At 64.7% G+C, this 22,992-nt stretch carries 19 protein-coding genes; 13 read left to right on the top strand and 6 right to left on the bottom strand.

Annotated features, from left to right (window positions below):
* Nucleotides 1–40 precede the first annotated feature (40 nt).
* From U0034_RS02065 to U0034_RS02050, 4 genes are read right to left on the bottom strand one after another with little or no spacing between them, the layout of a single operon-like run.
* Nucleotides 41–1,165 (bottom strand): ABC transporter permease, encoded by a 1,125-nt coding sequence (locus tag U0034_RS02065; protein WP_085225972.1) that lies wholly within the window; start codon nt 1,163–1,165, stop codon nt 41–43.
* Between the two features lie 2 nt (nt 1,166–1,167).
* On the bottom strand, nt 1,168–3,960 hold the full coding sequence (gene rbbA, locus U0034_RS02060; protein ID WP_085225974.1) for a ribosome-associated ATPase/putative transporter RbbA: 2,793 nt from the start codon (nt 3,958–3,960) through the stop codon (nt 1,168–1,170).
* Complete coding sequence (locus tag U0034_RS02055; RefSeq protein ID WP_085225976.1) at nt 3,924–4,997, bottom strand: HlyD family secretion protein; 1,074 nt, start codon at nt 4,995–4,997, stop codon at nt 3,924–3,926. The genes rbbA and U0034_RS02055 overlap by 37 nt, the downstream gene beginning before the upstream one ends.
* On the bottom strand, nt 4,994–6,529 hold the full coding sequence (locus tag U0034_RS02050) for an efflux transporter outer membrane subunit (protein WP_085225978.1): 1,536 nt from the start codon (nt 6,527–6,529) through the stop codon (nt 4,994–4,996). The genes U0034_RS02055 and U0034_RS02050 overlap by 4 nt, the downstream gene beginning before the upstream one ends.
* 268 nt (nt 6,530–6,797) lie before the next feature.
* Here U0034_RS02050 and U0034_RS02045 point away from each other — a divergent pair, with 268 nt between their 5' ends.
* From U0034_RS02045 to U0034_RS02035, 3 genes are all read left to right on the top strand, one after another.
* Nucleotides 6,798–7,715: an HPP family protein gene (locus U0034_RS02045; protein WP_102622969.1), complete on the top strand. Its 918-nt coding sequence runs from the start codon at nt 6,798–6,800 to the stop codon at nt 7,713–7,715.
* A 252-nt stretch (nt 7,716–7,967) separates the two neighbouring features.
* Complete coding sequence (locus U0034_RS02040) at nt 7,968–9,002, top strand: 2-dehydropantoate 2-reductase (protein ID WP_085225982.1); 1,035 nt, start codon at nt 7,968–7,970, stop codon at nt 9,000–9,002.
* Nucleotides 9,003–9,578: 576 nt separating this feature from the next.
* On the top strand, nt 9,579–10,301 hold the full coding sequence (locus tag U0034_RS02035) for a GntR family transcriptional regulator (RefSeq protein WP_085225986.1): 723 nt from the start codon (nt 9,579–9,581) through the stop codon (nt 10,299–10,301).
* A 42-nt stretch (nt 10,302–10,343) separates the two neighbouring features.
* Here U0034_RS02035 and U0034_RS02030 read toward each other — a convergent pair whose 3' ends face one another.
* A complete protein-coding gene (locus tag U0034_RS02030; RefSeq protein WP_085225987.1) occupies nt 10,344–11,333 on the bottom strand; it encodes a LysR family transcriptional regulator in 990 nt (329 codons plus the stop codon).
* A gap of 581 nt (nt 11,334–11,914) precedes the next feature.
* Between U0034_RS02030 and oxlT the strand changes: the two genes are divergently transcribed.
* On the top strand, nt 11,915–13,228 hold the full coding sequence (gene oxlT / locus U0034_RS02025; RefSeq protein WP_085225989.1) for an oxalate/formate MFS antiporter: 1,314 nt from the start codon (nt 11,915–11,917) through the stop codon (nt 13,226–13,228).
* Nucleotides 13,229–13,361: 133 nt separating this feature from the next.
* Complete coding sequence (locus U0034_RS02020) at nt 13,362–13,577, top strand: hypothetical protein (RefSeq protein ID WP_085225991.1); 216 nt, start codon at nt 13,362–13,364, stop codon at nt 13,575–13,577.
* 11 nt (nt 13,578–13,588) lie between these two features.
* On the opposite strand, the gene U0034_RS02015 is transcribed toward U0034_RS02020, so the two are convergent.
* Nucleotides 13,589–13,975, bottom strand: coding sequence for a hypothetical protein (locus U0034_RS02015; protein WP_085225993.1), 387 nt, complete (start codon nt 13,973–13,975; stop codon nt 13,589–13,591).
* A 255-nt stretch (nt 13,976–14,230) separates the two neighbouring features.
* On the opposite strand from U0034_RS02015, the gene U0034_RS02010 reads away from it, so the two are divergent.
* The 8 genes from U0034_RS02010 to U0034_RS01975 all read left to right on the top strand — a co-directional run bounded on the left by U0034_RS02010 (nt 14,231) and on the right by U0034_RS01975 (nt 22,979).
* Nucleotides 14,231–14,950 (top strand): GntR family transcriptional regulator, encoded by a 720-nt coding sequence (locus U0034_RS02010; protein ID WP_085225995.1) that lies wholly within the window; start codon nt 14,231–14,233, stop codon nt 14,948–14,950.
* 256 nt (nt 14,951–15,206) lie between these two features.
* Nucleotides 15,207–16,949: an oxalyl-CoA decarboxylase gene (gene oxc, locus U0034_RS02005; RefSeq protein ID WP_085225997.1), complete on the top strand. Its 1,743-nt coding sequence runs from the start codon at nt 15,207–15,209 to the stop codon at nt 16,947–16,949.
* A gap of 31 nt (nt 16,950–16,980) precedes the next feature.
* Nucleotides 16,981–18,231: a formyl-CoA transferase gene (frc, locus tag U0034_RS02000; protein WP_085225999.1), complete on the top strand. Its 1,251-nt coding sequence runs from the start codon at nt 16,981–16,983 to the stop codon at nt 18,229–18,231.
* A gap of 104 nt (nt 18,232–18,335) precedes the next feature.
* Complete coding sequence (locus tag U0034_RS01995) at nt 18,336–18,767, top strand: PAS domain-containing protein (RefSeq protein WP_085226001.1); 432 nt, start codon at nt 18,336–18,338, stop codon at nt 18,765–18,767.
* Between the two features lie 47 nt (nt 18,768–18,814).
* A complete protein-coding gene (locus U0034_RS01990) occupies nt 18,815–19,054 on the top strand; it encodes a hypothetical protein (protein ID WP_085226463.1) in 240 nt (79 codons plus the stop codon).
* A 165-nt stretch (nt 19,055–19,219) separates the two neighbouring features.
* Nucleotides 19,220–20,467, top strand: a complete 1,248-nt coding sequence (gene frc, locus U0034_RS01985; RefSeq protein ID WP_085226465.1) for a formyl-CoA transferase — start codon at nt 19,220–19,222, stop codon at nt 20,465–20,467.
* A gap of 144 nt (nt 20,468–20,611) precedes the next feature.
* Nucleotides 20,612–21,391 (top strand): fumarylacetoacetate hydrolase family protein, encoded by a 780-nt coding sequence (locus U0034_RS01980; protein ID WP_085226003.1) that lies wholly within the window; start codon nt 20,612–20,614, stop codon nt 21,389–21,391.
* A gap of 1 nt (nt 21,392) precedes the next feature.
* The gene (locus U0034_RS01975) at nt 21,393–22,979 is read left to right on the top strand and encodes a Re/Si-specific NAD(P)(+) transhydrogenase subunit alpha (RefSeq protein ID WP_085226005.1); all 1,587 of its coding nucleotides are present in this window, start codon (nt 21,393–21,395) and stop codon (nt 22,977–22,979) included.
* Nucleotides 22,980–22,992: the final 13 nt, after the last annotated feature.

The raw sequence follows: 22,992 nt of genomic DNA, 5'->3' as shown, positions 1-22,992 counted from the left end.
GCGGATAAATGCGGATAAGAATGCTCCGGCCGGAGGATCGTTACGCCATTTGCCTGATCGCGGAGCGAAAACGGCGTAACGACAACAGGAACAGCACGGAGCCGATGGCGAGCAGCGCGACGAACGACTGCCAGACGGCGCCGAAGGATGCACCGCGATACAGGATGGCCTGGCTCAGCTCGACGAAGTGCGTGGTCGGTGCCGCGAGCATGATGTCCTGCACGATCCGCGGCATGCTTTCGCGCGGCGTGAGACTGCCCGAAAGCAATTCGAGCGGTAGCATGACGAGCACGACGAGCATGCCGAACTGCGGCATGCTGCGTGCAAGCGTCGCCATGTAAATGCCCATCGAGGTCGTCGCGAACAGATGCAGCGCGGCTCCGGCCATGAACAGTGCAACCGACCCTTCGATCGGCACGTCGAGTGCCGCCCGCACGACCAGGGCGAGCGAGAGAGCTGCCGCGAGCAGCACGACGAATCCCATCGACCAGATCTTCGCCACCATGATCTCGCCCGGTGTGACGGGCATGACGAGCAGATGCTCGATCGTGCCGTGCTCGCGCTCGCGAATCAGTGCCGCGCCCGTCAGAATGATCGATAACATCGTGACGTTGTTGATGATCTCCATGACCGAGCCGAACCACGCGCGCTCCAGATTCGGGTTGAAGCGCGTATGCAGCGCGAGATCGACGGGCAAGGCCGCGTTGCTGCGATAGCGGCGCGAAAATTCGTCCACTTCCCCGCTCACGATCTGCTGAATGTAGGTGCTGCCCGTGAACGCCTGGCTCATGCGCGTCGCGTCCACGTTGAGCTGGACCTGTGCCGGCCGGCCAGCCAGAACGTCGCGCTGGAAGTCCGGCGGAATATCGAGCGCGAACGTGTACCGGCCGGTATCGAGCCCGCGGTCGACTTCCGCATGGGTGATGAGCTGCGGCGTTTTGAACTGCGGCGGAAAGAATGCGGCCGCGATGCGCGCGGAAAGCGGCGAGGCATCTTCGTCGACGATCGCGATCGGCGCCATGTGCAGCGTATCGGGCTCCGCAGTCGCGGCGAAGTAGACGGAAGCCGTGAACGTGTAGCCGATCAGCACGAGCAGCACCGGGTCGCGCAGCAGGCTCCAGAGTTCTTTCACGCCGAGGCGGTAGACGTTCGAGAGCGCGCGCATGGCTACTTCTCCTGCTTCTTGAGGAGCGCGATCGTGGCGCCCAGAATCACGGGCACGGCTGCGAGCATCGGCCAGAATTCGGCTTGCAGCTGCGAGAAGCCCAGTGCCTTGTCGAACACGCCGCGGCTGATGGTCAGCATGTAGGTGGCCGGGTACAGCATGCCGATTGCGCGCGCGCTGCCTTCCATCGACGAAACGGGGTTGAGCATGCCGCAGAACTGCACCGCGGGCACGAGCGTGCCGATCATCGTGAAGAACATCGCCGAAATCTGGCTGCGTGTGAACGTGGACGCGAAAAGGCCGATGCCCGTCGAGATGATGCTGAAGATCAGCACCGCAAGCGCAAGAGTCGGCAGGTCGCCTTTGATCGGCACGCCGAAGCCGAATCGGGAGAGCAGGGCCATCGAGACGAAATTGACGAGGGCGAGCGCGACATAGGGCAATTGCTTGCCGAGCAGGAACTCGGTGCGCGTGACAGGCGTGACATAGAGGTTCACGATCGAGCCCAGCTCGATTTCTCGCACCACGGCGAGCGCCGTCAACATGGCCGGCAGCATCAGCAGCAAGATCGGCACGACGGCCGGCACGATCGCGGGCAGGCTTTTGACATCCGGGTTGTAGCGGTAGCGCGTTTCGATGTCGACCCGGGCCTGCGGCGTGACGCCGAGCCGGTGCCTGGCCTGCTCGAGCAGCCATAACTGGTGCATGCCCACGACATAGCCGCGAATCGTTTCCGCGCGTTGCGGCATCGCGCCGTCGATCCATACGCCGATCTCGACCGGCGCGCCGCGTTCGACGTCGCGGCCGAAATGCGGCGGCAGCTCGACGGCAAGCGATACTTCCCCGCTGCGCATGCGTCGGTCGAGATCCGCGTAACCCGCGAGCGGCGGCTGCTCGATGAAGTAGCGCGACCCGGCCAGGTTGAGCGCGTAATCCTGGCTTAGCACGGTCTGATCGCGGTCGAGCACCGCGAAGCGCAGGTCCTCGACGTCGAGACTGATGCCGAACCCCATTACGCACAGCAAAATCAGCGAGCCCAGCAGCGCGAGTGCCGCACGCACCGGATCGCGCCGCAGCTCGAGCGATTCGCGCCAAGTGTAAGTGAGGGCGCGGGCGAGGCTGAAGGCACGATGCGGCGGCTCTTGGGCGGCGGTGTGCGGCGGCGAGACCGGCAACACCGCGCCGCCGTCCGGGCCGTCCGGTGCCGCGGAGGCGTTTTCCGCTTCGACCAGATAGCCGATGAACGCTTCTTCGAGCGTCGCGGCGTGGCGGCGGCGAACGAGCTCGGCCGGCTCGCCGCTCGCGAGCACGCGCCCCGCGTGCATCAGCGAAATGCGGTCGCAGCGCTCCGCTTCGTTCATGAAATGCGTGGAAATGAAGATCGTCACGCGGTCATGCCGCGCGAGATCGATCATCAACTGCCAGAACGTATCGCGCGCGATCGGATCCACGCCGGAGGTGGGCTCGTCGAGAATCAACAGCTCGGGCCGATGCACCATGGCCACCGCGAGCGACAGGCGCTGGCGCATGCCGAGCGGCAGACTGTCGGGCAGAGCGTCGAGCACGTCTTGCAAGCCGAAGCGCGCCGTCATGTCCTGCACCCGTGCGGGCACGTCGGCTTCGGGTACGTGGAAGAGGCGTGCGTGCAAGACGAGGTTCTGACGGACCGTCAGTTCGGTATAGAGCGAAAACGCCTGCGACATATAGCCGACGCGCGTGCGCGTGTGAATGTCGCGCGAATCGACGGGGCGCCCGAAGAGCGTGGCGCTGCCCTCCGTGGCCGGCAGCAGGCCGGTGAGCATCTTCATCGTCGTCGTCTTGCCGCAGCCGTTCGAGCCGAGAAAGCCGAAGATCTCGCCTTGGCGGATGCGCAGACTGACGTGATCGACCGCAACGAATTCGCCGAACTTCATCGTCAGGTCGTGCGCTTCGATGGCGATGGCCGCATCGCCCGATGCGGCGAGCGGCGTTATCCGCACGGGCTGGTGCCCCGCGCGCTTTTGCTCGGGCAAGAGCGCGATGAAGGCCGCTTCGAGATTGTCGCAACGCGTGCGCTCGAGCAACTGCGCCGGCGTGCCCGTCGCGAGCACGCGGCCCGCGTCCATCGCGACGATCCAGTCGAAGCGCTGCGCTTCGTCCATGTAGGCCGTGGCGACCACGACGCTCATGTCGGGCCGCGCACCGCGAATGCGGGCGATCAAGTCCCAGAACTGTGCGCGCGAAAGCGGATCCACACCCGTGGTCGGCTCGTCGAGTATGAGCAGGTCGGGGTCGTGGATGAGTGCGCAGCACAGGCCGAGCTTTTGCTTCATGCCGCCCGAGAGCTTGCCGGCCGGGCGGTCGAGGAACGGATGAAGGCCGGTGGCGCGCGTGAGTGCTTCCGTGCGCCGGCGACCTTCCTCGGGCGAATGACCGAACAGCCGCGCGAAGAAGCGCAGGTTCTCGCTCACCGAAAGCGTCGGATAAAGATTCTTGCCCAGCCCCTGCGGCATATAGGCGATGTGCGGGCACACGGCGTCGCGATGCCGCGCGGCCGCCATGTCGCCGCCGAGTGCCTCGACGTGCCCCTGCTGCAGCGCCCGCGCGCCCGCGATGAGCGAGAGCAGGCTCGACTTGCCGACGCCGTCGGGGCCGATAAGTCCGACCATGCATCCGGCTGGCACGTCGAGCGTGACGTCGTCGAGCGCCACCGTCTTGCCGTAGCGCAGACTTACGCCGCTCAGACGAACGACGGCAGGCGCGCCGGCCTGTGCCCCGGTCAGCGCGGCAGCTTGATCGAAAGTGTCGCGGGCCATGTCGCGTTCGGATCGAGCTGCACCCAGGCGACGCCTGGCAGCCCCGTCTTGACGAGCTTCAGATGTTTGAGCAGCAACTCGCGGCTGATTTTGGCTTTGACGCGAAACATCAGCTTCTGCCGCTCGGCGGCGGTCTCGACGGTTTTCGGTGTGAATTGCGCCGTCGCCGAGACGAACGAGATCGTGGCCGGAATCACATACTCGGGTGCGGCGTCGAGCACGATGCGCGCTTGCGCGCCGAGCGCGACCTTGCCCACGGTGGTCTCCGGCAAGAAGAAGGTCATGTAGACGTCCGACAGATCGACGAGATTGAGCACTTTGCCGCCGGCGCCGAGAACCTCGCCGGGCTCGGCCACGCGATACTGCACCCGGCCGTCGCGCGGCGCCGTCAGTTGGCTGTCGTCGATGTCTGCTTCGACGCGTGCGACGGTGGCCTGCGCGGCCTCGATCCCCGAACGCGCGGCTACGAGCTGCGCGCTCGTGGCGTCGATGGCGGCCTGTGCGGCGCCGACCTGCGCCTTTGCCGAAGCAACGGCGGCCCGTGCGCTACGCACGCGCGCCCGGTCGTCGTCGAGCTCTTGCATCGACGACGCGCCTTCGCGCGAGAGCGTCTCCGAGCGCGCGAGCTTGCGCATGGCAGCGTCGAGCTGGCTTTCGCGTTCGGCGACCACCGCCTCGGCTGCCACTTTGTCGCTTCTCCTTTGCGCGACCTGCGCATCGACACTCGCAGCGCTGCTGACCGTTCTGGCCTGCTGCGCCTTGGCCTCGGCGAGCTGCGCCTCGAGCACCTGAACCTGCATTTGCGCGACACGCTGCCCGGCTTTCACGTAGTCGCCCTCGTCGACGTCGATATGCTCGATGCGTCCGGCGAGTTTTGTAGCGACGTCGATCTCGGTTGCCTCGATGCGCCCGTTGCCGCTTGCGAAGGCGGTGCCCGGCCCTGTGTCGTGCAGCCGGACGTACGCAAAATAGCCGAGCGCGGCGGCGAGGGCGGCCACGGCCAGGGCGGGCAACCATTTTTTGATGTGAGGGCTCATGGCAGCGGGGTGTCTGAAGTCGCGGGTGAACGTGCGGCGGCGGTTTGCGCGTGCTCCGGCGCGGTGGCCGTGGCGCCGCCGCCGAGCGCGGCATAGAGCGCGACTCGGCTCGAGAGCAGGGCACGCCGCATCTGGATCAGCTGTTGTTGCGCATTGAGCAGATCGCGCTGCGCGTCGAGCACCTCGAGAAACGGGGTGGCGCCGCTGTCGTAGCGCAGCTTGGCGAGGCGGGCACGCTCCGATTGCGTAGCGACGATGCCGCGAGCGCTCTCTACCTGAGCGGCGAGCCACTGCTTGGCTGACAGCGCATCGGACACGTCGCGAAACGCCGATTCGATTGTTTTTTCGTACTGAGCGAGCGCTTCGTCGCGCCGTGCCTTGGCGAGATCGAGGTTGCTGATGTTGCGCCCGCCGTCGAAGATGGGCAGCGAAAGATTCGGCAAGAATGCCCACGAGCCCGTACCGGATCGGAAGAGGCCGTCGAGGCTCGTGCTGCCTGTGCCGATCGAGCTCGTGAGCGTGATGCGCGGAAAGAATGCAGCCCGCGCCGCGCCGATGTTCGCGTGCGCCGCGCGCAGGCGGCGCTCCGCGGCGACGATGTCCGGCCGGCGCGTCAGCAGATCCGAAGGCAGGCCCGCGGAGATCTCGCGCATGGCGCCGGCATCGTCGAGTCGTCCCGGCACGCGCGGCTCGCGCTCGACGCCGTCGGTACCGACCAGTATCGCAAGCGCATGCGCTTCGGACGCCCGCGCCTGTTCGAGCTGAGCCGCGAGCATCTGCGCCTGTTCGAGCAGCGTTTCTGACTGGGTCAGATCGAGCCGCGAGATGGCGCCGACTTCGTAGCGGTGCCGGAAAATGCGCAACGACTCGGCGCGGCTCTCGACCGTGGCGCGGGTAAGCGCGATCCGCTCGTCGTATTCGCAAAGCCTGAGATAAGCATCGGCAACCTGCTCGATCAGGCTTACCGTCACGGCACGGCGTGCGTCGTCGCTCGCGAGAAATTCATCGAGTGCCGCTTCCTTCAGATTGCGCACGCGGCCCCAGAAATCGAGCTCCCAACTGGTTTCGGCGAAACCGGCATTGACGAGGCTGCCAGTCATCGAATTCGGCATAAGCAGGCCGCCCGGCGTGCGAAAGCGCAGAAACGAGGCGCTCGCCGCAATCGTCGGGAACTGCGCGGAGCGCTGCAGGCCGTAACTCGCGCGCGCCTCCTCGACGCGGGCCAACGCGATGCGCAGATCGCGATTGTTTTCGAGCGCCTTGCCGACGAGACGCTGCAGCGTGGCATCGGTGAAGTACTCGCGCCAATCGGGCGGTGCTGCGGTGGCGCTCCGGTCAGGTGCGTCGGGCGCGTCGGCCGGCCATGCGTTGGGCACGGGCATGGCCGGCCGGGCATAGTGCGGCGCGAGCGAGATGCAGCCGCCGAGCGTCACGGCGAGTGCGATCGCCACGATGGCCCGGAAAGGCGCGGCTCGCAGCGCGACGCTTGGCCGGGGTGCCGCCGTCGATCGTGAAAAAAGAGAGTCGCTCATCCGTGTCGGCGTTGGCCGCAGAGGATCGGGATATCGACTGAGGTTATCGAAGAGGACGGGAGGCTTGATTGACCTGAGTCAATCAACACTCGGCGACGGCGAGCGGTTCGGCACGAGCCGAGCGCCTATGGGCCATAAGCAGCACGTTATCGGTACGAAAAAAAACTTTGACTGTCGGAATCCGAGCCCCATTCGTATCCTCGCGTGACAGGCAGGCGCGGCTCGACAACGTGCCGCCGACAAACCCGATTTCCGACGAGCGACCTGGATGAGCAATGGAGCGGCCACGAGCGGCAAGCGCTTTCGATCATGTCTCGGTGCCTTGTTCGGCATCGCTTTCACGAGCGGGGTGGCCCATTTGGCGTTGGGTGCCTCGGCCGAGGTTCCGCTGCTCGTGGCGCCGATGGGTGCCTCCGCCGTGCTGCTGTTCGCCGTGCCCGAGAGCCCGCTCGCGCAGCCATGGTCGATCATGGGCGGCAATCTCGTGGCGGCGATCGTCGGCGTCACCTGCGCGCAACTGATCGGCGCGCCCGCGCTCGCCGCCGCCACGGCTGTCGCGCTGGCCATCAGCCTGATGCTCGCATTGCGCTGCGTACATCCTCCTTCCGGCGCCGTCGCTCTGACGGCCGTGCTTGGCGGGCCTGCGATCCACGCGCTCGGCTACCGCTTCGCGGTGATACCGATCGCCTTGCAATCGGCAGCGCTGCTCGGCGCGGCGCTGATGTTCCATTTCGTCATGGGGCATCGTTATCCCCACCCGGATCACATCACGCGCGCGGAGCAGTCCGTGCGGCGCTGGCTCGGCCGCATGCTCGACAGGCGCCGCAACGCGGGCGCATTCACGGGCATGGGCTGGGCCGATGGCACCCCGCCGCGCGAAGGCGATGTGGAGGGCCCGATGCCGGGCAGCCTGGCCGCTGTTTTTGCCGCCGACACCGGTGAGCTGACCTGCGCCGACATCATGGCGCCGCTCGCGCGCGCGGCTCGGGCCGAGACGGGGGAGTGCGCCTGCACCGTGGGCACTGGCGCGCCGATCACCCAGTTGGCCCCGCATTTTCGCGATCATGCGTGCGATCGCGTAGGCGTCGTCGACGAGCGGGGGCGCGTCGTCGGCACCATCAGCCAGCTCGATCTGATCTGGGGCCTGTACCGCCAGATTCATGTGCCGCAGCGCCTGGCGGTCTGAGGCGGCACCGCCGGCACGGCACCCTGTCTTGCGCCAGACGGTTGTCGTCCGCCGACATCGATGATCGTGAATGCATACGATAAAAAACTTTGACTTTCACTGATACATCGGCTCGCGCACTATCGTTTGCACCATTTGGGACCGCGAATCGATGGCGCGGCACTGCGCCTTGTCGCCGGATTCGCTTTCCAGCCGGACCGGACCGCCCGCCGGGTTTGACCCTTTCATGATTCACCATCCAAGGAAAGCCCTATGAAGATATGCGTTTATGGCGCTGGAGCAATCGGCGCGTACATGGGAGCCCGGCTTGCCGAAGCCGGAGCGGAAGTCAGCTTCATCGCGCGCGGCCCCCATCTGGCCGCCATGCAAAAAAACGGCGTGCGGGTGCGGACGGAGGAGGGCGAGCGGACCGTCAACGTCCGTTCGACGTCCGATCCGGGCGAGCTCGGAGAACAGGACTACGTGGTCGTGGCGCTCAAGGCCCATTCGGTGCCGGGCGTTGTGGAGGCGATGCAGCCTTTGCTTGGCCCGAAGACCGCCATCGTCACGGCCGTCAACGGCATTCCGTATTGGTACTTCCATCGGCATGGGGGCGAGTTCGAAGGCACGACGCTCGAGAGCGTCGATCCGGGTGGCACGCAATGGGTGCGCCTCGGGCCCGAGCGTGCGATCGGGTGCGTGCTTTATCCGGCTGCGGAGATCGTCGAGCCCGGCGTCATTCGTCATGTCTACGGCAAGAAGTTTCCGATCGGCGAGCCGGGTGGTGAGCGAACGCCGCGGATCCTGGCCTTGCAGGAAGCGATGACAGCGGCCGGCTTCGATGCGCCCATCCGCGACGATATTCGCGACGAGATCTGGCTTAAGCTCTGGGGCAATCTCTGCTTCAATCCGATCAGCGCGCTCACCCACGCGACGCTCGACGTGCTGACGAGCCACCCGGGTACGCGCGCCGTGTCGAAGACGATGATGCTCGAGGCGAAGTCGATCGCAGATCGCTTCGGCGTGCATTTTCGCGTCGATGTCGAGCGGCGCATCGACGGAGCGGGTGCGGTCGGGGCGCACAAGACCTCGATGCTCCAGGACCTCGAGCACGGCAGGCCGATGGAGATCGACCCGCTGCTGACGGTCGTGCAGGAAATGGGCCGCCTCGTCGGGCAGCCCACGCCGACGATCGACACCGTGCTCGCGCTCATCAAGCTGCGCGAGCAGACCGCGCAGCAGGCGCTGCGCGCGAACGCCGTTCCGGCGCCCGCGACCGAACGTCCCGAAGCTGTCGGCGCGGCCTGATCGCCACCGCGCGATCGCTTTCGCGAACACGCTTGCGATGAAGCGGGGCCGGCCGGCCTGACCGGCGCGTCTGCCCCGCGGCTACCGCCACACCACCGCCGTACTCCCACGCGGCTTCGCGCCGATCCCGCCTCACTGCGCGGCTGTGCCGCGTCCCATTCTTCTGCCGTTTGCGCCGGATTGCCCGATTGCCTCGCGCTCGTTCGGGCGCGACGCGGTATCCTTTCGGTCTGACGTTCCGCCGGACGAGCGACATCGGCACAAGTGTGACGAAAAAACCACGGCCTACGGCCTTTCCGTGAAATATCACATACCAAATATTGACGATTACTGCATCGCAGCATTACGATGGTGCCATCTCGTCAATTTTCGTAAGTGAGGCAGAAATGGATCTTCCGTCGTTGGGTCTTATCGCACTTGCCGCCGTCGGTCTCGGCGCCGCGGCGACCTATCTGATCGCACAATGGCTCCCCGCGCCCGTTGCCCATCTGGCGGCGGAACATGGCAGGTTCCAGGGGCTCGGTGAAGCGGCCGCCCCGGCACCGCGCCGCCGCGAGTCGCAACATGAGGCAATCAATGGCATCAGAACTGCTAACTGATAAAACCAATCCGCCGCCGGTCACGCTGTCGCTGAAATCGATCGGCGCGAGCGTCAGTCTGCGCGATCAGGCGTACGCGATGCTGCGCAAGGCCATCGCGGACGCCGACATCTACGCCACGCGCGAGCCGGTGCGGCTTGACGAGCGGGTGCTGAGCGAGACGCTCGGGGTCAGCCGCACGCCGGTGCGCGAGGCAATGACCTTGCTCGAGCAGGAAGGCTTTTTACGCACGGTGCCGCGCCGCGGCATATACATTGTGCGCAAAAGCAAGCGCGAGATCGTCGAGATGATTCAGATGTGGGCCGCGCTGGAAAGCATGGCGGCGCGTCTGGCCACGCAGCATGCGAGCGACGCCGAGATCGCGCACTTGCGGCACATGTTCGACAACTTCCGCGACAGCACGCCGGCCGAGCACATCGAGGAATATTCCGACGCGAACATCGCGTTCCATCAGGCGATCGTCGAACTCTCGAAATCGCAGATCATCCTCGATACGATCCGCAATATCTTCGTGCACGTGCGCGCCATTCGCCGCATGACGATTTCGCAGAGCGACCGCGCCGCGCGTTCGATCGTCGATCATCTGCGCATCATCGAGGCGCTGGAGAAGCGCGATACTGAGCTCGCGGAGCGGCTCGTGCGCCAGCATTCGCTTGATCTGGCTGCTTTTGTGGAAGCGAATTGCGACTTCCTGGACTGAAACCCGCGCTGGCTGCCGGCCGCTTGTGAGGCCGGTAGCCGTTCACTGAGCGCTTTCGTCGTATTTCGGCTCGCCGGCCTCGCGTATGCGGCGGTTGGCCGTAAGCGCGTTCACGCGCGTGATGCGCTCGAGCAGCGTCGCGCCATCCTCGATCAGGAATCGTTTGAATGCGTCGGCCACGGGCGGCAAGCGTTTGTTTTTCCTGTGCACGACGTACCAGTTCAACATCACCGGAAAACCCTCGACGTCCAGCACGACGAGGTTGCCGACCTGCAATTCCAGGCTGATCGTATGGGCTGACAGAAAAGCGATCCCCATGCCCGCAATGACGGCCTGCTTGATCGTTTCGGTGCTTTTGATCTCCATCGCGATCTTCGGATGATCGAGCCTGCCTGACAGGCCTTCTTTCATCGAGTTCCAGGTATCGGAACCGCGCTCGCGCACAATGAACGGCTCTTCGGCCAACTGCGCCATCGAGATGAAGCGCTTGCTCGCGAGCGGATGCGAGGGCGCTGCGACGATCACGTACGGATGGGGCGCGAACGGCTCGGTGATCACGTCCATGCCCACGGGGGGGCGCACCATGACCGCGAGGTCGGTCTGATTGGTGGAGAGCTGATGCAGCAGTTCTTCCCGATTGTGCACCGCAAGGTTGAATACGACACCGTTGTAGCGTTGTGTGAATTGCGCAAGCAACCGCGGAAAGAAATAGTCGCCCGCGCTGATGACGGACACGTTGAGCGTGCCGCCCGAGATGCCTTTCAATTGACTGATTGCTTCGTCCTCCTGCTGGAATTGCTGGAGGATCGTACGACTGAATTGCAGCACTTCGGAGCCGGCGGGCGTCAGATAGATCTTCTTGCCCAATTGCTCGAAAAGCGGGAGGCCCGCGTGTTCTTCGAGTTGTGCGACCTGAGTGGAAACGGCCGGCTGCGTCAGGTGAAGTTCCTCGGCGGCGCGCGAGAAGCTCAACAGGCGCGCGACCGTCTCGAAGACTTTCAGTTGCCTGAGCGTTGCATTTCTGATTGTCATGGCCGGTGCATAACGAAAAGCAGATCGTCATGCTAGCAAAGTTTAGCTTTTCCTAACTTAGCAATGACCCTAGCTTTGCGTAAATCGCGTGCCACGCGGGTACGCGTGCGCGCATGCGGCGCGGTGCACCTTGCAGGCGTGCGTGTCGGCACGCCCTCTCCATCGCGCGTGCACACCGCTTTGCACGCGGTGTTTGCTGCGGGTTTGCCCTATGGCGAGGTACCGGGCGTCGACGATCGAGCCGTTCGCATCGGTTGACGACACGACCTATAAGCGAAGCCGAATCAAGACGGTAATAAAGTTTGATTATCGGTAATTCATCGCAGCCCCTAGCATGCGGATATGCAATCGAGCAAATCCATTCATGCAAGCGGCCACTGCACGTGGGACCGCGCTGCGACGTCGCGCGAACGCGGGTTGCGATTCGTCAGGTGTTTCGGCAGCACATTGATCCGCTCGTTGCCGCGCGCTTATCGGCACATGCATTCGATCGAAATTTGATTCATAAAAGATGCATGAATTAAAGAAAATGTAAGCCGTTTGCGTCTTTCGCTTTCATAATGATATTGGAGACAACGCTCATGAACGGATCCGTTCCACAGGCCCCTGCGTTTTGGCACAACAGGTGGTGTCAGTTGGTGATTGGCATGCTATGCATGGCGCTCGTTGCGAATCTGCAGTACGCATGGACGCTGTTCGTCGCGCCGATGCAGACGAAGCATCATTGGGAACCCGCGTCCATTCAGCTCGCGTTCTCCATCTTCATCATTACCGAGACCTGGCTCGTACCCGTCGAGGGCTGGCTCGTCGACAAGTTCGGCCCGCGCCCGGTCGTCGCTCTCGGCGCCGTGTGCGCCGGCCTCGCGTGGATGCTCAACTCGATTGCCACGACATTGCCGCTGCTTTACGTGGCCTCGGTGATTGCAGGCGTGGGCGCGGGCTGCGTTTATGGCACTTGCGTCGGCAATGCTCTCAAGTGGTTTCCCGATCGCCGCGGGCTGGCGGCCGGTCTCACGGCAGCCGGCTTTGGCGCGGGGGCGGCGGTCACCGTGATTCCAATTGCCAACATGATCACGCGCTCGGGATACGAACATGCCTTCTTGTTCTTCGGCATCTTGCAGGGCGTGATCATCCTCGTGCTTTCGATGCTGCTGACGAAGCCCGTGGCGCGCGTTGCCGTGGCTGCCAAGCGCAAGTTCGCCGTGACCAAGGTCGACTACGCACCGGGGCAAATGGCGCGTACGCCGGTATTCTGGGTGATCTACGTGTCGTTCGTCGCGGTTGCAGCGGGCGGGCTGATGGCAACGGCGCAGATCGGCCCGATCGCCAAGGATCTGGGCTTGGCCAAGCTGCCCATGTCGTTCTTCGGCATGACCTTGCCGCTACTCACGATGACGCTGTCGATCGACAACATCTGCAACGGCTTTACGCGGCCGCTTTGCGGGTTCATCTCCGACAAGATCGGGCGCGAGAACACGATGTTCATCGTCTTCATCGGTGAGGGCCTCGCGCTGCTCGGCCTCATGCAGTACGGCTCGAACCCCTATGCCTTCATGACGTTTGCCGCGTTGATTTTCCTGTGCTGGGGCGAGATCTTCTCGATTTTCCCGGCCATCTGTGCCGACACGTTCGGCAGCAAGTTCGCCGCGGGCAACGCAGGCCTGCTCTATACGGCCAAGGGCACCGCGTCGCTGCTGGTACCGCTCGCCTCGGTGCTGGCGGCCACGGGAGGATGGAACGCCGTGTTCCTCGTATCGGCCGCAATCACGATCACGGCCGGCGTTGCCGCCAAGTTCGTGCTGGCCCCGATTCGTGCGCGCTGGATCGAAGCCCAGGGCGACGAGCAGGGATTCGTAGGCGCCACGCCTCGTTCTTCGTCCACGCTCTCGCACTGACGCAATCTTTCGAGGCGCCGTGCTCCATTGGCGAGTGCGGCGCCTCGTTTCATTTGGCGAGCGGGTTGCGCATTCTTCGGGTAACCGGCCGCAGCCGCGTCGGTAGCGCAGTGCAGTAACGGCAGGCGCCGCGTTGCCGTCGCATTCGGCGGCTCCGGTCGACCGGGTTGAATCGGTCGGGATCGAAGCACGGAACGACGACGCGATGGTCTACGGCGCGATGCAGGAACGCGAAAAGAGCAAGAAGAGCAAGAAGAGGGAAAAGCTCAAAAAGAGCGATTACCGCGGCGGCGTAAAAACAAAACGCCGCGTGAACGACCACGCGGCGGCGCTAAAGGAATTGAATTAGTCGGTTGTCGATCAGGCGCCGGCAAGCATCGGCAGACCGAAATCGGGTGGGAAATGAGCGTTGCGCACGCGGGTTTGAACGATCGAAGGGCGGTTCATTTGCGCGGCGATGAGTTCGCGAGCCGGCAGCGTTTCAGGGCGCTGGGCATTTTTCTTTTCGAGGATTGCCCGCGTCAGGAACTCGGCGCTGTAGGCGTTCAGGAGATGCGGATGATGCGCTTCGACATAGGCCACGATGCGCTGACCTTCGTCCTCGATCGAAGCCAGCGACGCAAGCGTGCGGGCATCCCAGCGAAACCTCAAGCCGAGTTCGGCGAACGCCATGTTGTAGGCGCAAACATGCGCATCCAATTCGCGATCCGTCTCGTCGTTCCATTCATCAGCGATGGTCTGGCTCATTGCCTCCTCCTTGAATCTTCCAAATCTAGGAATCGATGGATTTGGATAGAGGATAGGGCGGCGCTCCGATAGCCGATAGTTAAAGTTTTATTTGGAAATCATAAGGCGATGCTTATGAAAACCTGCTCCGTCCCTCCTGCGCCGGCCCTTGCCCGCTGGCCGAATGCCCGCTCGCACAGTTTGCGACGAAAGCTGCTTGGGTCTTCTTCGTATCTGATATACAGTATAAAGAACACCGAATCGGCGAGGGGAGGGATGACAGAACGCAGACCTGAGGGCCTCGGCGAGGACTCTTTCATGCTGGCGCTCGCGCCGATCGGTACATCGGCGTCGCTGCGCGACCGGGCCTATGCAAGCCTCAAGCGCGCCATTGCCGATGCGGACATCTATCGATCGAGGGAGGACGTCCGCCTCGACGAAAAAGAATTGGCGGAGGCGCTGGGCGTGAGTCGGACGCCGGTGCGCGAAGCGATGACGCTGCTCGAGCAGGAGGGTTTCCTGCGGACGGTGCCGCGGCGCGGCGTATACATCCTGCGCAAGACGCGGCGCGAGATCGTGGAGATGATTCAGATGTGGGCGGCGCTCGAGAGCATGGCTGCGCGCCTGGCGACCCTGCGCGCCGCGGATGCCGAGATCGCCGGCTTGCGGAGCATCGTCGGCGCCTTCGAGCAGGCGCCTGCTGCCGCGCACATCGAGGAATACTCCGAAGCGAACATCGCTTTTCACCAAGCCGTGGTCGAACTGTCCGGCTCGCCCGTGCTCGTCGATACGGTCAAGAACATCTTCATGCATGTGCGCGCGATACGTCGCATGACCATCGCGAGAAGCGATCGCGCATCGCGCTCGATCAGCGATCACCTGCGCATCATAGAAGCGCTCGAAGCGCGCGACACCGAGCGCGCCGAAACCCTCGTGCGCCAGCATTCGCTCGATCTCGCGGTCTTCGTTCAGGCGCATTGCGATTTTCTGGACTAGCGGGTTCGGCTCCGATCGGAAGCGCTGGCCGAAAGCGCGGCCCGAAAGCGCGTGGGCGGTAAGGCAGCGGTCGTATTACGCCGCGACTACATGGAGGCGGGGAGGCGGAAGGGAGCGAAGGCGCGGCCGGGTGAGGCGGTGCAATGCGCGCGCCGCAGCAACGTCAAGCAGCCGCAAAAAATGCTTGATCAAATACAGTGTGTGGAATATGGTATATCACCAGAAACGCCAAACATCTGCGTCAAGGAGGCAAGACATGGCAGAAGTCGTTGGGACGCTCGAGCCGGAGACGATCCCCGAAACAGCAGCGAACGAGATGACAGACGGGTTTCATCTCGTCATCGATGCACTGAAGCTGAACGGCATCGACACGATCTACGGCTTGCCCGGTATTCCCGTGACCGACCTGGCGCGGCTCGCTCAGGCCGAAGGAATGCGCGTTATCAGCTTTCGCCACGAGCAGAACGCTGGCAATGCGGCCGCGATCGCCGGGTATCTCACGCAAAAGCCGGGCGTCTGCCTCACGGTGTCCGCGCCGGGCTTTTTGAACGGCCTGACGGCGCTCGCCAACGCGACCACGAACTGTTTCCCGATGATCCTCGTGAGCGGCTCGAGCGAGCGCGAGATCGTCGATCTGCAGCAGGGCGATTACGAGGAAATGGATCAGCTCAATATCGCCAAGCCTCACGCCAAGGCCGCCTATCGCGTGCTGCACGCGGAGGACATCGGCATCGGCATCGCCCGCGCCATCCGCTCCGCCGTGTCCGGGCGGCCCGGCGGCGTTTATCTGGATCTGCCGGCGAAGCTGCTGGCCCAGACGATCGATGCGATGAAGGGCAAGCAGTCGCTCGTGCGCGTGGTCGACGCGGCGCCTCGTCAACTGCCCGCACCGGATTCGGTTGCGCGTGCACTCGATTTGCTCAAGCGCGCGAAGCGGCCGCTGATCCTGCTCGGCAAAGGCGCCGCTTATTCGCGCGCCGATGCGGCGATCCGCGAGCTCGTCGAGAAGACGGGCATTCCGTACCTGCCGATGTCGATGGCCAAGGGGCTGCTGCCCGACAACCATCCGCAATCGGCCTCGGCGGCGCGCTCGTTCGTGCTGGCCGAAGCGGACGTCGTCATGCTGGTCGGCGCGCGGCTCAACTGGCTTCTCGCGCACGGCAAGGGCAAAACGTGGGGCGGGCCGAAGCAGTTCATTCAGATCGACATCTCGCCGACCGAGATCGACAGCAACGTCGCGATCGCCGCGCCGTTGATCGGGGACATCGGTTCGTGCGTCGGCGCGCTGGTCGAAGGGATCGACGGCCGGTTTCCGAAGCCGGATTCCGAATGGCTGACGGCGGTGGCCGAGCGCAAGAACAAGAACCTCGCGAAGATGGCGGACACGCTCGCGAAGAGCCCCGTGCCGATGAATTTCCACAGCGCGTTGCGCGTGATTCGCGACGTGGTGAAGGCCAACCCCGAGATCACGGTCGTCAACGAAGGCGCCAACACGCTCGACTACGCGCGCAGCATCGTCGACATGTACGAGCCGCGCAAGCGCCTCGACTGCGGCACGTGGGGAATCATGGGCATCGGCATGGGCTTCGCGATCGGTGCGGCGGTGGAGACCGGCAAGCAAGTGATCGCGATCGAGGGCGATAGCGCGTTCGGCTTCAGCGGCATGGAGATCGAGACGATCTGCCGCTACGACCTGCCGGTGTGCACGATCGTTTTCAACAACAACGGCGTTTATCGCGGCACCGACGTAAACCCGAGCGGCGGCAAGGACGTGGCGCCGACCGTCTTCGTCAAGGGGGCGCGTTACGACAAGATGATGGAGGCGTTCGGCGGCAAGGGTTACCACGTCACCACGCCCGACGAACTCGAGCACGCACTCCAGGAAGCGATCCGGGCCGGCAAGCCGGTGCTGATCAACGCCGTCATCGACGAATCGGCCGGCACCGAGAGCGGCCGTCTCACGAACCTCAACCCGCAAAGCTCGGCGAAGAAGAAGTGACGCCCGCACGACATTCTTTAGGAGAACGAAAGTGAGCCTACCCCTGGACGGAATCAAGATCATCGACTTCACGCACGTGCAGGCAGGCCCGGCGTGCACGCAAATGCTTGCCTGGTTCGGCGCCGATGTCATCAAGGTCGAACGGCCCGGCTCGGGCGACGTTACGCGCACGCAATTGCGCGACATCCCCGGCGTCGACGCGCTCTACTTCACGATGCTCAACAGCAACAAGCGCTCGTTGACGCTCGACACGAAGAAGCCGGAAGGCAAGGAGGTGTTGGAAAAGCTGATCCGCGAGTCGGACGTGCTCGTCGAGAACTTCGGACCCGGCGCGCTCGATCGCATGGGCTTTTCATGGGATCACATCCGCGATCTCAACCCCAAGATGATCGTCGCGTCGGTCAAGGGCTTTTCGGACGGGCACCACTATTCCGATCTGAAGGTCTATGAGAACGTTGCCCAGTGCGCGGGCGGCGCCGCTTCGACGACGGGTTTCTGGGACGGCCCGCCGACAGTCAGCGCGGCGGCGCTCGGCGACAGCAACACCGGCATGCATCTCGCCATCGGGATTCTCACGGCGCTGATCGGCCGCGAGAAGACGGGCCGGGGCCAGAAGGTGGCCGTATCGATGCAGGACGCGGTGCTGAACCTGTGCCGCGTGAAGATGCGCGATCAGCAACGGCTCGAGCGCGTGGGCTACCTCGAGGAATACCCGCAGTATCCGCACGGCACGTTCACGGACGTGGTGCCGCGCGGCGGCAACGCGGGCGGCGGCGGACAACCGGGCTGGGTGCTCAAGTGCAAGGGCTGGGAGACGGATCCGAACGCCTACATCTACTTCACGATCCAGGGGCACGCCTGGGCACCGATCTGCCGCGCGCTCGGCCGGCCGGAGTGGATCGACGATCCGGACTACAGCACGCCCGAGGCGCGCCAGCCGCACATCTTCGATATCTTCGCGAAGATCGAGGAGTGGCTCGCCGACAAGACGAAGTACGAGGCGGTCGATATCCTCCGCAAGTTCGACATTCCGTGTTCGCCGGTGCTCAGCATGAAGGAGCTGGCCTATGACGAATCGCTGCGCAAGTCGGGCTCGATCGTCGAGGTGCCGCACAAGGAGCGCGGCACGTACCTGACGGTCGGCAGCCCGATCAAGTTCTCGGAATTGAAGCCGGATATCAAGGCGTCGCCGCTGCTCGGCGAGCATTCGGAGGAGGTGCTGCTCGGCCTCGGCTACACCCGCGAGCAGGTCGCCCATATGCGCGAAGGCGGGGTAATCTGAGGGCACGGGCCCATGCCGCCGCGCGAGCGGCGGCTTGCCCGCCTCGCGCCGCATGCCAAGCCGGGCCTGAGCGCCGCTTCGATTTCGAATCATGGGGAAACGCGATGAAAACCACCGTCGATACCGCGCAGCTGATCTCCGTCATGGGAGATGCCGTCGTCGTCTCCGATCCCGCGGGCAGCATCACGCTGTGGAATGACGCGGCCGAGCGCATGTTCGGCTTTACCGAGGGGGAGGCGCTTGGCCGGTCGCTCGATCTCATCATCCCGCAGCGGTTGCAGCAGCGTCATTGGGATGGATACCACAAGACCATGTCGACGGGGCAGACCCGCTATGGCAACGACGTGCTGAAGGTGCCTGCCGTGCACAAGGACGGGCGCGCGCTGTCGATCGCGTTTACGGTGGCGCTGCTGCACGGCCCATCGGGCGAGGTGGCGGGCATCGCCGCGGTGATTCGCGACGAGACGAGCCGCTTTCAGGAAGACCGTAACCTGCGCAAGCGCCTGGCCGAGCTCGAGGCGCGGGCAGGGGCATGAGCGCCACTTCGACGGTCGATAGCGGTTACCGCAGGGGAGCACATACGATGAAAGTCGAGATACATGGCCGTTACCGGCTCGAGCTTTCGGCGATGCAGCTGATCCAGAACGGCGGCTGGACAGCCTATGCGGCGGTACGCAGCGCACACGAAGACGCGCGCGAACAGATGAGCGTCCTGCCCTATCAGCGCGTCGTCGACGAGGCCGTGTTCGCGAGCGAGGCGGCCGCGCTGGCCGCGGCGCGGCGCGTGGCGATGGCGCTCGTGAGCGCCGACGGTCTGGTCTGAGCCGACAGGCGGGCGGCGAGCCTCGTCGGTCGCCGCTTCGTTAGTACTACGAACAAATGTATGAAGCGCACGGCCGCATGCGGACCGGGCGACACGCATCGGCAAGGCAAGGGCGGCGGAGCGCGAGCGGCGCCGGATCATACGAACGAGTTTGGGAGACGGGAAGTGAGCAAGGCATTGAAGGGAGTGCGTGTCCTCGATTTCACGCATGTGCAGTCCGGTCCGACCTGCACACAGCTGCTGGCGTGGTTCGGTGCCGATGTGATCAAGATCGAGCGGGCGGGCTCGGGCGACGTGACGCGCGAGCAACTGCGCGACGTGCCCGGCGCCGACAGTCTGTACTTCACGATGCTCAATCACAACAAGCGCTCGGTGACGATCGACGCAAAGCACCCCGAAGGCAAGGCGGTGCTCGAAAGGCTGATCCGCGAATGCGACGTGCTCGTCGAGAACTTCGCGCCGGGTGCGCTCGAGCGAATGGGCTTCGGTTGGGAGCGCATCCAGGCGCTCAACCCGCGCATGATCGTCGCCTCGGTCAAGGGTTTCGGCCCCGGTCCTTACGAAGATTGCAAGGTGTACGAGAACGTTGCGCAATGCGCGGGCGGCGCGGCGTCGACGACGGGGTTCGACGATGGCCCGCCCGTGGTGAGCGGAGCGCAGATCGGAGACAGCGGCACGGGGCTGCATCTCGCGCTCGGCATCGTCACGGCGCTCTATCAGCGCACGATGACGGGCCGCGGCCAGTACGTGCTGGCCGCGATGCAAGACGCCGTGCTCAACCTGTGCCGCGTGAAGCTGCGCGATCAGCAACGGCTCGAGCGCACGGGCGTGCTGCGCGAGTATCCGCAGCATCCGCAGGGCACGTTCGGTCCGGCCGTGCCGCGTGCGGGTAATGCCTCGGGCGGCGGGCAGCCAGGCTGGATCCTGCGTTGCAGGAACTGGGAGTGGGATTACAACGCGTACATCTACTTCATCGCGCAGGCCCCCGTATGGGCCAAGATCTGCAACGTGATCGGCCGGGAGGAGTGGACCACCGATCCCGATTATGCAACGCCCGAGGCGCGCCTGCCCCGCTTGAAGGACATCTTCGCCGAGATCGAGCGCTGGACGATGACGAAGACGAAGTTCGAGGCCATGCAGATCCTCAACAAGTACGACATCCCGTGCGGTCCGGTCCTGTCGATGCAGGAGATCGCGCAAGACGAATCGCTGCGCAAGACGGGCACGATCGTCGAAGTCGACCACCCCGTGCGCGGGCCCTATCTGAGCGTCGGCAATCCGATCAAGCTCTCGGACAGCCCGACCGTCGTCACGCGCTCGCCGCTGCTCGGCGAGCATACCGACGAGGTGATGGCGGAGTTCGGCTTCACCGCCGACGAGATCGCGCAGTTGCGCGCCGCCGGCGCGATCTGAGCCGGGCAGGCACTTTCTTTCCCTGGCTTCCGGGCAACCCCGACCCCTGAAGACGAGCGACGGGCAGCAGCCGGCCATGCATGCATGGCCGGCCTGGTCCGGCTCGCGCGTCGAAATGAATTCCAACCTCCAGGAGATATCCCGATGACCTCGTGGATACGCTTTCAAGCGGCGGATGGCGCCGTAGGCTTCGGCGTGCTCGAGGACGACCGTGTCGCCGAGTATGCGGGCGACATGTTCGGCGACTCGCACACCACGGGACGCGAGCGGCATCTCGACGATGTGACGCTGCTCGCGCCGTGCGTGCCGACGAAAGTCGTCGCGCTGTGGAACAACTTCCATGCGCTTGCCGAAAAGCTCGGCAAGGCCGCGCCCTCGCACCCGCTTTTTCTCATCAAGCCGCCGATGTCGGTGATCGGCCCGGGTCAACCGATCCGGCGCCCGCAGCGCTACGGCGGCAAGATCGCCTACGAAGGCGAGCTCGCGATCGTGATCGGCAAGCGCTGCAGCGACGTGTCGGTGGACGAGGCGCGCGAGTACATCTTCGGCTATAGCTGCATCAACGACGTGACCGCCGTAGAGCTGCTGAACGAGGACCCGAACTTCGCCCAGTGGTGCCGCGCGAAGGGTTTCGATACGTTCAGCTGCATCGGCCCCGCCATCCGGCGCGACTTCGACTGGCGCCGCGCGCACGTCGTCACGCGGCTCGACGACGCCGAGCGGCAGAACTATCCGCTCGAGGACATGATCTTTTCGCCCGAGGAGCAGGTCAGCATGATTTCGCACGACATGACGCTGATGCCGGGCGACGTCATCGCCTGCGGCACATCGGTCGGCGTTGGATCGATCAAGGACGGATCGACCGTGAGCGTGTCGATCGACGGTATCGGCACCTTGTCGAACGTCCTTGGCGCGGGGAGGTGATATGGGCAAGACGATAGCGGTGCCACGCGAGGTGCATGAGGGCGAGCGACGCGTGGCCGCGACGCCCGATACGGTCGGGCAATTGGTGAAGCTCGGCTATGCCGTGACGGTCGAGGCCGGGGCGGGCGCGGCGGCGTCGTTCGACGACGCCGCGTACGGCGCCGCCGGCGCGCGCGTGGAGGCCGACACGCGCGCGCTCTGGGCTGCGGGCGATATCGTGATCAAAGTGCGCCCGCCCGAGCGTCATCCCGTGCTCGATGTCGACGAGGCGACACTGCTCGCCCCGGGCGCGATACTGATTGGCTTCATCTGGCCCGCGCAGAACAGGGCGCTCGTCGAGGCGCTCGCGCAGCGCGGCGTCGATGCGATGGCGATGGATTGCGTGCCGCGCATCTCGCGGGCACAAAAGCTCGATGCGCTGAGCTCGATGGCCAATATGGCCGGCTACCGCGCGGTGATCGAAGCCGCGCATCATTTCGGCAGGCTCTTTACGGGGCAGATCACGGCTGCGGGCAAGATGCCGCCCGCGAAGGTGCTCGTGATCGGCGCTGGCGTGGCGGGTCTTGCCGCGATCGGTGCGGCGCGGGGGCTGGGCGCCATCGTGCGCGCGTTCGATACGCGCCCGGAAGTCGAGCAGCAGGTGCAAAGCCTCGGCGCCGAGTTCCTGACTGTCGACATCGAAGAAGAGGGCGGCGGAGGCGGTGGCTACGCGAAGCAGATGAGCGCCCGCTACATCGAAGCGGAGATGGCGCTTTTCGCGGCGCAGGCGAAAGAGATCGACATCATCGTCACGACGGCGCTGATTCCGGGCAAAACGGCGCCGCGGCTCATCACGGCGGAGATGGTCGCGTCGATGCGTCCGGGCAGCGTCATCGTCGACATGGCGGCCGAGCAGGGTGGCAATTGCGAGCTGACGCGCCGGGGCGAAGTGGTCGTGGCCGGAGGCGTAACGATCGTCGGCTACACGGATTTGCCGAGCCGCATGGCGACCCAATCGAGCCAGCTCTATGCCACGAATGTCCGCCATCTGCTGACCGATCTCACGCCCCAGCGCGATGGTGTGCCGGTCATCGACATGAGCGACGACGTCATGCGGGGCGCAACGGTCGTGCATCGCGGGGCGGTTACCTGGCCGGCGCCCGCGCCGAAGGCCGCACCGCCTGCTCAAGCTGCGCCGGCCGCCAAGGCCGGCCCGACCAGCCAGGCGGCGAAGGACCTCGCGCATGCTACCGGTGCGCGGCGTTCGTCGACACTCTCCATGATCGTCGCCGCAGCCGGGGTGCTCGCGCTGCTGGCGCTCGGCGCGGTCGCACCGAGCGCATTCGTCGGTCATCTGACCGTGTTCGTGCTGGCCGTGTTCGTGGGCTATCAGGTCATCTGGAACGTGACGCCGGCGCTCCATACGCCGCTCATGAGCGTGACGAACGCGATCAGCGGAATCATCGTGATCGGCGCGCTGCTTCAGCTTGGCACCGGTCATGCGCTCGTGACGGCGCTCGGCGGCATCGCGCTCTTCGTGGCCACGATCAACATCGCGGGCGGCTTCCTCGTCACGCAACGCATGCTCAAGATGTTCCAGAGAAACTAAGGAGACCGAAGCA

It is taken from the genome of Trinickia caryophylli, from assembly GCF_034424545.1.
GTDB classification, from domain to species: domain Bacteria; phylum Pseudomonadota; class Gammaproteobacteria; order Burkholderiales; family Burkholderiaceae; genus Trinickia; species Trinickia caryophylli.
Note: the sequence above shows the minus strand (reverse complement) of the source record. Positions and strands in the feature narration are given on the sequence as shown.